The 11,458-nt window shown below is 53.6% G+C and carries 8 protein-coding genes; 4 read left to right on the top strand and 4 right to left on the bottom strand.

The window, feature by feature from the left end:
• The first annotated feature begins 66 nt into the window (after nucleotides 1-66).
• Nucleotides 67-483: a hypothetical protein gene (locus tag H6507_02075; GenBank protein ID MCB9367890.1), complete on the top strand. Its 417-nt coding sequence runs from the start codon at nucleotides 67-69 to the stop codon at nucleotides 481-483.
• Here H6507_02075 and nadB read toward each other — a convergent pair.
• The 4 genes from nadB to H6507_02055 all read right to left on the bottom strand — a co-directional run bounded on the left by nadB (nucleotide 407) and on the right by H6507_02055 (nucleotide 9,130).
• Nucleotides 407-2,041 (bottom strand): L-aspartate oxidase, encoded by a 1,635-nt coding sequence (gene nadB / locus H6507_02070; GenBank protein ID MCB9367889.1) that lies wholly within the window; start codon nucleotides 2,039-2,041, stop codon nucleotides 407-409. The genes H6507_02075 and nadB overlap by 77 nt on opposite strands.
• Nucleotides 2,042-2,106: 65 nt before the next feature.
• Nucleotides 2,107-5,193, bottom strand: coding sequence for a T9SS type A sorting domain-containing protein (locus H6507_02065; GenBank protein ID MCB9367888.1), 3,087 nt, complete (start codon nucleotides 5,191-5,193; stop codon nucleotides 2,107-2,109).
• 47 nt (nucleotides 5,194-5,240) lie between these two features.
• The gene (locus tag H6507_02060; protein ID MCB9367887.1) at nucleotides 5,241-8,015 is read right to left on the bottom strand and encodes a S8 family serine peptidase; all 2,775 of its coding nucleotides are present in this window, start codon (nucleotides 8,013-8,015) and stop codon (nucleotides 5,241-5,243) included.
• Nucleotides 8,012-9,130 (bottom strand): aminotransferase class I/II-fold pyridoxal phosphate-dependent enzyme, encoded by a 1,119-nt coding sequence (locus H6507_02055; protein ID MCB9367886.1) that lies wholly within the window; start codon nucleotides 9,128-9,130, stop codon nucleotides 8,012-8,014. Before H6507_02055 ends, H6507_02060 begins: the two co-directional genes overlap by 4 nt.
• Before the next feature lie 208 nt (nucleotides 9,131-9,338).
• Here H6507_02055 and H6507_02050 point away from each other — a divergent pair, with 208 nt between their 5' ends.
• From H6507_02050 to lptC, 3 genes are read left to right on the top strand one after another with little or no spacing between them, the layout of a single operon-like run.
• The gene (locus H6507_02050; protein ID MCB9367885.1) at nucleotides 9,339-9,908 is read left to right on the top strand and encodes a hypothetical protein; all 570 of its coding nucleotides are present in this window, start codon (nucleotides 9,339-9,341) and stop codon (nucleotides 9,906-9,908) included.
• On the top strand, nucleotides 9,905-10,891 hold the full coding sequence (locus H6507_02045; protein ID MCB9367884.1) for a KpsF/GutQ family sugar-phosphate isomerase: 987 nt from the start codon (nucleotides 9,905-9,907) through the stop codon (nucleotides 10,889-10,891). The genes H6507_02050 and H6507_02045 overlap by 4 nt, the downstream gene beginning before the upstream one ends.
• Nucleotides 10,888-11,457 carry an LPS export ABC transporter periplasmic protein LptC gene (gene lptC, locus H6507_02040; protein MCB9367883.1) on the top strand — a complete coding sequence of 190 codons (570 nt, stop codon included), beginning with the start codon at nucleotides 10,888-10,890 and terminating at the stop codon, nucleotides 11,455-11,457. The genes H6507_02045 and lptC overlap by 4 nt, the downstream gene beginning before the upstream one ends.
• Nucleotide 11,458: the final 1 nt, after the last annotated feature.

Genomic DNA, 11,458 nt, shown 5'->3' with positions numbered 1-11,458 from the left:
ACCTGCAGGAACGAGTCCGCTGCTCATTTGGGATTCAGGCAGCGACCCAAGTTTAGGAGAACCTATATGTTAGATGATGTTCTGGGCGCACTTATCGGCCTCACGGTCGTCAGCGGCCTACTCCTCCTTGTCCTCATTGTCGTGATTATGGACAACAGGAATAAGCGGATGCGCGTCAAACTCCTCCACGAAGAGCGCATGCTTGCCCTCGAAAAAGGCCTTCCAGTTCCCATGGACTATCAGGATGGCGTTTCCAAGAGGCGTCGGCCGTATGTCCGGGGACTCGTCTTCTTGGGCATAGGTCTCGCGATGCTAGCGTGGTACGGCATGTCGAGTGATAGTGACCTTGGAGGGATGGCCATGGTACCCACAATGATTGGCCTCGCCCTGATTCTCGGTGATTGGCTTAACGAGCGGAGGACGGTGGCAAAACCGCCAGCCGCGACAAACGACTATGCCGCGGAGCCGCTGAAGTATCCATAGAAGGATAATCCGTGCTGTAGTGCAGGCCGCGGCTTTCTTTACGGTCAAGCGCTGACCGCACGATCAAATCCGCTACCAATACCAGATTGCGGAGTTCTACCAGTTCCGGACTCATTTGGGTCCGCTGGTAGAATTCCGCAATTTCTTTTGTCAACAAGTCGAGGCGGTTGCGCGCTCGTTTGAGCCTTCTGGTCGTGCGCACGATGCCTACATAGCTCCACATTGTTCGGCGAATTTCGTCGATGTTATGCTTCAACAAAACGGCTTCATCCTCCGAGTGCGTTCCCTCGGACGACCAAGGATCGCCTTGCGGCACAGGGGGACAAGACTTTAACCACTCCTCGCAATTCTCAGCAGCATTAGCGGCAAATACCACTGCTTCCAATAGCGAGTTTGAGGCAAGCCGGTTGGCTCCGTGAAGGCCTGTGCAGGCAACCTCGCCGATTGCATACAAACCCTGAATCGAACTGCGTCCGAGCTTGTCCGTTTCAATTCCGCCGCACTGATAGTGCGCTGCGGGAACGACCCAAATGGGTTCCTCTGTGAAATCAAAACCTTTGTCTTTACAGCTTTGATCAATGTACGGGAATCTCGCGCGCAGAGGGTCCGCATCCAAGTGAGTGCAATCGAGCAGGACATAGGCATCGCCGGTACGTTTCAGTTCTGCGTCGATTGCCCGCGCAACGATATCGCGGGGAGCAAGTTCCGCTCGCGAATCGTATTTCTCCATGAAGGCAATTCCGTCTTGCGTTCTGAGCTTTGCACCCGCTCCGCGCAGCGCCTCCGTGATCAAGTGATTCTGCACGCTGTCATCGCGGTCATACATCGTCGTCGGATGAAACTGGAAGAACTCCATGTCCGACACCACCGCTCCCGCTCGGTAGGCTGCGGCCACACCGTCGCCGGTCGCAATGGCCGGATTGGTCGTATGCTGGTAGACCATACCCGCACCGCCCGTGGCCAACACAACGGCCTTTGCCGTCACCGGTGAGATGGCGCCATTGCGTGAATCAAGGACATACACTCCAAAGCAGCGCTGACCTTTCTGCGCCGCTTCTGCCTTTGGACGAGGGGTGACTAGCAGGTCTACCATCACGTGGTGCTCAAGAAGATGCACTCGCGGCTGCTCGGTCACCCGACTAAGCAGAACCGATTCGATCTCTTGCCCCGTCTGGTCTTTATGATGAAGAATCCGCGCACGACTGTGCCCGCCTTCGCGCGCGAGTTCGATTTCTCCATCACGTTTTGAGAATCTTACGCCAAGCTGCATGAGCTCGTCTACGCGCTTCGGAGCATCTTGCACGACCATTTCGACCACATCTTCAACACATAACCCGGCGCCGGCCGTCATTGTGTCGGTCTCATGCAGTTTGAAGTCGTCGTCCGTGGCTGTCACGGCCGCAATTCCTCCTTGCGCCCAATTTGTCGCCGACTGCGCGGAGTTCTTCTTGGTAATCAAAAGTACGTCGGCAAATTTTGAGCAATGAAGTGCCATGGACAGACCGGCGATGCCGCTGCCGACGATAATTACGTCAACGGATTGAGGTAGTAAAGACACGTGAAGAGTATGAAAGCGGCGGCAGCATCAAATGATGCTGCCGCCAGTGTATTGGGGAAAGTCGATCAGCGAATGAGGAGTATTTTCTGCGTCGTGTCGAATCGGCCGGCTGCGCGGAGACGAACGAAATAGACGCCCGAAGGAACGGTCATGCCTTGATCATTTTGTCCGTTCCAGTGGGCCCGGTAGACGGACGGAGCAAGTTGCGCGTTGATCAATTCGCGAACAGGCTGACCCAAGATATTGTAGATAATCAGAGTCGTTGTTTCAGCGAAAGGAACGACGAATTGAATCGCAGTTTCTTGGTTGAAAGGATTCGGGTAAATCTTTTGAATGTGAAAATCTGACGGAGGTTGTGCTGGTGTTCCGCTTGCTGTCAGTCCGATAGCCGCCGAAAGGCCGTCCATTCCGACGACGTCGACGCTGTACGTATACACTCTGTCGTGACGCAGGTTTCTATCGACAATACGATAGCGTTTCGCGGTCGCCGCATTGCCACGACCGTAGAGCTCTTCATTTTCGGAATAGCTGCCTACTACTCTGTAAGTTCCGTCGACGTCATCTGTGCGCCACAGCCTGAATCCCAGAACGTTGTGCTCTGATTCGGCAATCCAATTGACCACCAAGGCCGTGAACGTCGTATCTTCTTCAACGAACATGCTGGAGACTAAGACAGGCAGTGCGATGTCAGGCATTCCCACAGGACAGTTTGTGCAAACTACCGGATCGCCGCCGCAATCTACAGAAGTTCCGGAATTCAGAACAAGGTTTAGTGTATTGGCAGCATTCGCACTTGTCGAGAAGCCTCCACTGACAATCACATGCCGCTCGATTTCGCTGAGTTCCAGACTAAGAGAATCCCACGACATGTCACCGCCGTACCAATTATCCAATGTATCGAGAGGTACATCGAGTTCCGTTTGCAGCAGACTGTCGACACTGGACCAGAGAATCATTCTGCTCGCAATGACATCCGAAGAAACAACCGACCCTTCAACTGATAGATTCAGTCCGCGCAGCGCGCTGCCTCCGTCAGACATTAAGCCGAATTGTATCAACGGAACATTGGTTGCACCCGGAGTTATTGCCGTTCCCAAAGTCGATCCGTTGATCGTCACGGTAGAACCACTGGGAAACATCAGATTGCGCACGAACACGGATCCCGCGGGATTCAGGAGCTGGTCCTGATAGGAGAGAGTCATGCGATACAGTCCGCGAGCAACCAATGTTCCCGGGTTGTGTACGGAGTCTACTCCCGCACCGGACTCCAGAAATGCGGGACTGATAGTCACGGTTTTTTCCGCGCCGGATCCGGCATCTGTCAAATACAAAATATGCGGTGAGAACAAATCTACTTCAGGACCGCCAGTCTGTTCAAATGTGATCTTGACGGTTCCGCCTGTCGCAGGCTCCGGCTGAGAGTACGTGACATCAAGCTGTCCGAAGGTCAAAGTATCTCCGTCGACGGGAGATAGAATTGTCGGAGGTTCGCTCGAGTTATCGTATGTAATTAAGCGCGCGGTGGATTCGGCTTCGTCGTTGCCCAAGTGATCTTGATAGGCAACTCGAATGAAGTAACGAGATCCGTCAACGAATGAGTTTCCGCCTTGAACGCTGGTGACAGGCGGTCCGCTCATATCAAGCGCCTGCCCATTCAAGAACAAGCTATGCACTCCTCCGGCTGCGAGACCACCAAGGTAGATAATGTGCGGCGAACCGGCATATTCTGGGAGTGCCGTAAACGACAAATACACGCTGCCTTGCAGAGGTACTTCAGGAAGTTCAAACTGAACCCAGAAGGAGCTGTTGTCCTTCGTATTGGTCGTTGGAGCAATTATGCGTGGCGGCAGCGTGGTTAAATCTTCGGGCCAAATGTAGCCGCTATTCGTAACCGACGTTTGCGGATTATTCAGTTCGTCGCCGTAGCTCAGTGTTACATTGTAAATAACCTGTGAAACGAGCTCGTCTTCCGGACCGTTGTTGCTGATCAGAACGTGCCGTCCGTTTTCTCCGATGTCCCCTCCGTCCAAAACAAGATAGTGCTCGCCGGCGCCGTTGTTTTCAGTTTCAAGCGTAATAATATGCGGGCTAAACGGATCCTCGACCAATGAGAGAGAATCGCTTGTGAACGTCAACTGAACAGTGTCCGCCGGTTCCGGTAGTCTGTAAATCACCCGGACTTCAGGTATTGGCGATTCTGATCCCAACCGTGGTTCGGTCAATGTCGGTGTATCGGTCAGCAAATCCACCCTCAGGTCAACGACTGCCGCGCTGTCCGTCCACTCGCCTTGGGAGCCTGCCAGTCTGTAGAAAAGGAATAGGTCCAAATCGGAAAGGTGATTCAGAGACGTATTCCCAGATATTGAGTCCACTCCATCCGACTGCCCGAGATTGAGACTGTTGAGCGTCAATTCCTTGTTCTCTCCTGCCGACGAATCAGTCAGAAAGAGGCGGTGCGTGATAGTCGGGCCGCCGGAGTACGGGTATTCCAGCATCACCAGGGTCAAAGTATGTCGCTGCGCGGTCAACGGCTGCGAATATGCCACTGTGAACAACCTGCCAACCCTCTCATTATTCAGCGGAGCGGTAATCGTCGGTTTCGTGTTAGCAGACCTGTCCACATCCAAATAAGAAGCATGCAAATCGTCAATGGGATTGTCGACACCGACATATTCTCCGGCGTCAATGAAACTCGTGACCACGTCAGAATAGTGCAGACTATCCAGCTCATCGCGTCCGTATACAGACACGACCATTTGAAGAGAGCGCAAGTTCAAGGCAAGCACTTCTGGCAGTCTCACTTTGAAACTTACCGTTGGGGGGTCATTGTCCTGGTTAATCTCGAGAGTTTCTGTATCAATGTCGACCACGGCGGAGTTTGACGGATTGCCAATGGGAACGGCCACCGAATAGAAGTAGATTGTGGCCACGTCTGCGCTTTCATCCTGCAGTCCGGCGCCGTCAATCGTCCAGCCTTCCGGAGTTTGAACAGTTAGAAGGACGTAGATATTGTCGCCTTGTTCAACCAACGTATCCCGCACCGTTTCACTGCCGGAAATGCCAAATCCGTCAATGACAAATTGCGCTTCCGCAGTGCCGTGAAAAAGGGTCAAAAACAACCCTATGCAGAGTACCGAGAGCTTTATTTTCAATCTCTTAGGATTCATAGAAAAAGTCTAATTGCAACCCGTGTGCCGGGTCATGGAAGGTAGAGGAGTTTTCCGGCGGATTTTCCGCCAGCATGTTCCAATTGATAAAACAAGAGTCCCGGAGCCACGAGTGGTGGCAACGCGAACTCAAGTCTTCCCGCCGCGCCGACTTGCAGGTCAAGCCGCGCGACTTCCTGTCCAAGTATATTGTAAAGTCTAAGTTTAGCCGCCCCTTGCGGGAGCCCCGAGATCGCCAGTAACTGTCCTCGGACAGTAGGATTCGGTGACAACCGAACTGATGTGCCGGTGTTTCCCGAGAATTCGCGGGGAGACTGAATCTCTTCAATTCCCAGATTGAGGCGAATCTCGTGGAGTATGTCGCGCATTTCTTCGATTGAGTAACCGCTTACGACGGCAATGAGTTTGCGAGCGCTGTCACCGGCTGCGACGTGCCCGAGTGAAACTGCGGCAATATGACTAAGATCCCGCGGCGTGGCAACGAACCCGCCTATACCGGAAGTCATGATGTCCCAAATGCGAGCATCCGTGAAGCCTCCGAATTGAAACTCGCTGCGGTTTCCGATTTCGAAACCTGTCACCAGCGGTTGGTCAAGCCCCGCAATTCCAACCATCGGTAAAGACGGCAACTCGCTGCGCACGTAAAGCAACCCCGCAGTGTTGTCGTAGCCACCAAAGTTGCGGCTGGCAGGACCAAGATCCCAATCCATCATCATCCCGCAATAGCCGTCGGTCCACTCTTCGCTGCTGCGATTGACAATTTGGAGGTCAAATGCATATCCGCGCGGAATCTCTGGCCACGAAAGCATGGTTGCCGCTATTTCCGCTTCGAGTCTTTCCGACTGCGGAACGCGTCGATCATCAAAACGGGTGCTTACAGCTTGTGGCGCCAGTGCGGACTCAGCATGTTCAGCATACACATCCGGCAACGCCGTCCAGTCGAAGCGCGAACCTGCTGAATCTCCGTAGAAATTATCAAGAACCTTGCCGTTTACTCCTAAGAAAAATGAACCGTGATACAGTGCGTTGCTTAGGTTGCTCTTTAGCGCGAAGCCCGGTCCGACGGGGATATTGCGCACATAGTCAAAGTATCCTAAAGCGCCGTTTTCACCCAAACCAAATTTCAACTCGGAAGTTTCCAACTCAGCGTACGTCGTGTCAAGCAGTACCGTCGTCGTGGCACGGCCAATAACGCGCTCCAAGCCGTCAAACCACTCGATAGCAATTGGAAGCACCGCGCCACGGTCAATGTTTTCCGGCAGGTCGATACGATAATCAGAGCTTTGTGACAGCCAAGTTCCCTGAGGCAGTGGATTCCGGTAGCGAAGCTCCTGATCATAAATGACAATGCTGTCAAGCTCGCTTACAAGCGTTCCGTGGACTCCTTCGAGACTGCCGTGTTCATTTGTCGCTTCCACGTCAAGATAGGCCCGTTCGCCTGCTTCGATTCTGTTGTCCCCGTCTCCGGCAGCTTCAGAAATCCTTACTCCACTGAACCGCAGTCCACGCGGAATCTCAATGTTTGAGACCGCACGATATGCATTGACTCGTCCCAAACCTAATTGTCCGGAATAGGAACTGTTTATCTCGTCTATTGGATCGGCAGAATTGCAAACCGCCGTGACGACTTGACCGCTACTCCATTCCGGATGTTTCTTAATCACCAGACCGCAAACCGCCGTGACGATGGGCGCGGCCATGCTGGTTCCCTGCCACGCTCCGTAAGTTCCGTCGACAACCGTTGACAAGATATGCACGCCCGGCGAAGAGATTTTCACCCACGGACCGAAATTCGTAAAACTCGCCGCTGTGTTTGCAGCGGTTGTCGCCGCCACGCTCAAGACTCCCTCAATCGCTGCGGGATAGCGCGGCCGATTTCCGCCATCATTGCCGGCAGACGCAACCAATACGCAGCCTTGTTCAAGAACGTAGTGTACGATTTCGCGTTCGAACGCGGACTCGGAGCCTCCGCCCCACGAGCAGTTTATGGCCCTTGCTCCGTTGCGGCAAGCGTAATAAACTCCCTCATAGCCGTAGGGAATCGTCCCTCCTTGTCCCACGCGCACGCCCATAATTCTGGCTCCGCCAGCGACACCGGCGATTCCAATGCGATTATTGCGTGCGGCAGCGGCGATTCCAGAAACATGCGTTCCATGGGAATTGTTTCCATCAATCGGGTCCGGCGTAGGATCTCCGTCAAACTGCATGAAATCGTATCCATACAGGTCATCGACATAGCCGTTGCCGTCATCGTCCACATTCGGCAACCCGTTGACTTCTGCGAGATTTTCCCACCGCGCTTCTGCCAATTCCGACAAACCGAAATAGACTCCGTCGTCAACAATCGCCAGCACAATCGAACTTTCGGGTTCCACAATGTCCCACGCCGCGGGGGCTTCAATCTGGTCGAGCCACCATTGCTGTGAATAGAACGGGTCATTGGGAGGTGAGTCGAGCGGATAGCGCATGCGCGACACCGTTGCTCGTGCATCTGTATAACGCATCTGGCGAATCTCCGCCCATTCTACAGATGGATCGGCCCGAAGCTCCGCAACCATCGACTCCGCTTCTTCTTCCGTCCTTAGCTTCAGCGAGATGATTTTGGCCAGCTCGGCTGTACGCTCAGAAGCCGGAAGTGCTCGTTTCACGGACAAAATCTGCTCACTATTGGGAAACTCCGCGGCATCGAGCGTTCGCGGAAGCTGATTAAACTTCACCAGCACGTCCCGCGCAGCAATTTCGGTCAATGTCTGGCCCATTGCCGACTGCACGATCAACAGGCACCCTATGCAGGCAAAGAGTTTCAACGGTACTCCCGAATCATGTCTCCCAGTTCGCCCAAGTGGAGTCGCGTTTCGACGGGATCGCACCCGACACTTACGCGAATGTATCCCGGCAGCTCAAACAATGACCCCGGAAAAACGCGCACTTGTTTTACTTTCCAGAGAGCTTCAACAAAGCGTCGGTCGTCGAGACCTTCGGGCAGTTTCAGACACGCGTTTACGCCGCCGCTCGGCGGAAGCAGTTCCAACTCCGGTGTGCGCTTAAGGAAACTTGTCAAGAGCGAAAACTGCCCGCAGGAGGTGTTTCTCCGCAGTTTGAACCACTCAACGGCAGAGTCATCGCGAAGAATTTGGTTTGCCAAGTCTTCAGTCACGTAGGGCTGAGTTACGCCCATCAGGTTGTTGAACTTGTAGGCGCGATCAACGATTTCCGACGGAGCAACTGCCCAACCGACTCTCAATGAGTCAAGCCCCCACGTCTTATCAAGACTATTTACGGATATGCCGCCATAGGTGAAGGCATGTGAGCGAAAGTCCGGTCTCGTGAAGTTTAAATATACCTCGTCCACCACAAGCGCGGCACCGGCATCTCGACACATTTCGACACATTCACGAAGGACCTCTGTGTCCAGTTCTACCTGCGTTGGATTGTGCAAATTGGTCAACCAGACCAGCTTCGTGTCGCGCGAAATCAGGCTTTTCAGGTCTTGCAAACCGGGCTGAAAACCATGGGTGGGTTTGCGTTTGAGCACCTTGACTTTGTCTGCAAGCATTTCGATGCCCCGCACAATAGGCTCGTAAACAGGAGACTCCACGATTGCTTCACCGCCGTGCTCAAGCAGTGCGCCCGCAATCAAAAAGTTCACCTGACTCGCGCCTTGTGCCAACAAAACTTCCTCGGGTGATGCGTCATAAAGCTGCGCAATTCGAGCTTTTAGCTCTGGGTGGCCGTAGTAGGCATTCTTGCCGGTGATATTGGCTTTGTACGGTCCACCGGGAATCTCGGACAGCGATTTCACCATCGGTACCGCGCTGCGGGCCAAAGACGGAGTGGGGCCAGTCAGAGTACTTTTGGCCCATTCCTGAATGGAAGAGCCTCGCCACAAGGCGTATGCTTGGTCAAGTTCGGAGCGGGTCATTAGAAATCCTGCGGACGGGAAGATAGCAAAGTAAGGTAGCAGAAATGCCTAACAAATTCAACCGTTTGGAACTCAGTTGTTGGGTTTGGCGGGACTGGAAACCGGAGGGTTAAAGGTGTGTAAAAGGGTTGACAATTCTGGCAAATTGCCCTATCTTTCTCGTAAAGCAAAAATTATACCCCGACTTGAATTATCCTTGAATAATCGATTGAAATCCGCTGTTTTGGCCTTTAATCCTGAGCTTCCAAAAGAACTGACGGAGAGGCTGCGTAAAATCAAGATGGTCATCGTAGACGTTGACGGCGTCCTGACTGACGGGACCATCGCCTACAATGACTCGCTGATCGAGTCCAAGGGCTTTTCCACTCGGGATGGTCTTATCCTTAGTCGTATCGGCCGATTTGGAATCAAGACTGCGGCCATTTCCGGCCGGAAGTCGCCTGCCACACAAGCTCGGCTTTCCGCACTGAAATTCAGCGATATTCACCTCGGTTTTCTGGCCAAGTGGCCGATTGTCGAGCAGATCATGGCCCAGCATAATCTATTCTCCGAGGAAGTAGCATTTATCGGAGATGATTTGGTAGACCTTCCGGCTCTCGCCGGAGTCGGACTCTCAGTTTGCCCGGCAGACTCTCACCCCGCTCTTTTGGGTGGGGTAGACGTCGTCCTAAATTCGCCCGGAGGCAGAGGCTGTGTGCGAGAGTTCTTGGACTTGTGGTTGTGGGCGAACGGGAAATGGGAGGAGTTCGTGAACAGCTTTGACGTGGAGCCTGCATGAGCCCAAAAGAAAATATTCCGGACTCATTGGCCGCAGCGAAACGACTCTTGGAGATTGAATCAGCGGCCGTTCAAACGCTTGCCGGTCGAGTTGACGGCGAATTTCGCCGGGCTATTGAGCTTTTGTTGGGGATTCGGGGACATGTTGTCGTGACGGGAGTTGGCAAAAGCGGGCACGTGGGTCGAAAGATCTCGGCAACACTCGCGTCCACCGGTACTCCCTCGAGCTTCCTCCACCCTGCCGAGGCTGCTCACGGTGACTTGGGAATGGTCACCCGCGATGACGCGGCAATCGTAATTTCCAAAAGCGGCGCAAGCGACGAGCTGTGGACGGTACTGCCATACTTGAAGGTCCTTGGTATCCCAATTATTGGATTGCTTGGCGATCCAAAAAGTTCTCTCGCGGAGCGCTGCGACGTCGTGCTGGACGTGTCTGTGGCCGAAGAAGGCTGCCCCATGAACTTGGCTCCTACGGCGTCAACTACTGCCGCGCTGGCAATGGGAGATGCTTTGGCGGTTGCGCTATTGACAGCCAAGGGATTTCAAGCTGACGATTTCAAGTTCTTGCATCCGGGCGGTGCCTTGGGACGAAGACTCTCGTTGACTGTGCAGAACATAATGCATACCGGCGCGAATATGCCAATCGTGGCCGCCGATGATGATTTGAAATCGTCGATCATGGTCATGACACGAATGCGGCTGGGAGCCGTGTGCATCCAAAATGATAAGGGTGAACTTGAGGGTATCTTCACCGATGGCGATTTACGCAGGGCGCTTGAACGAAATGTCGACCTCTCGAGTGTAAAGATTGGTGAAGTTTCCACGAAGAACCCGCGTTCCATCCAGCAGGATGCGTTGGTAAGCCGAGCGGTGAATATCATGGAACAATTCAATATCATGGTGCTTCCCGTAGTCAACCGTCAAAACCACCTTGTCGGTATCGTACACATGCACGACCTGCTAAAATCCGGAATCGGGAAATGAATAGGGTCTGCTGGCTCCTCGCTGCGGCTGTGTTTGTTTGGCTGGGGTGTTCCACTCCGCCGGCTCCTCCCGAAACTCCTGCCGAGGAGGTCTTTCCCGAGCAGGAGCTGTTCAATGCCAAAATCTCCTTCTACACGGAGGACCGATTGGCGACCGTGATTGACGCGGGACATGTCCTGCAATATGAAAAGCAGAGCCTGATTATTCTCGACAGCGGAATCGTCGCGGATTTTTTTGACGAGTTCGGCAACCACCGCACGACGATCTGGGCGGACTCGGGAACTGCATCCGAAAACTCGCGAAATCTGAATGCCTATGGAAATGTCGTGGCAGTTTCGGACAGCGGCGAACGACTTGAATCGAACGTATTGATGTATAACAATACGACCGGAATGATCTCCGCTGACGGACCGGTGAAGATTTCCACTCCAACGGATACGATTTACGGAACAGGGTTTCGCGCGGACAAGAACTTGAAAAACTGGACGGTTCTTGACCCGACGGGCAGAACATTGCGCGACAGGCCGACGCGGCCAGCCGAACCTGCTCCCGATTCTACTCGATAAC

This window comes from Calditrichota bacterium, assembly GCA_020637445.1.
In the GTDB taxonomy this organism is placed as follows: domain Bacteria; phylum Electryoneota; class RPQS01; order RPQS01; family RPQS01; genus JABWCQ01.
This window is presented reverse-complemented; position numbering and strand designations above follow the sequence as displayed.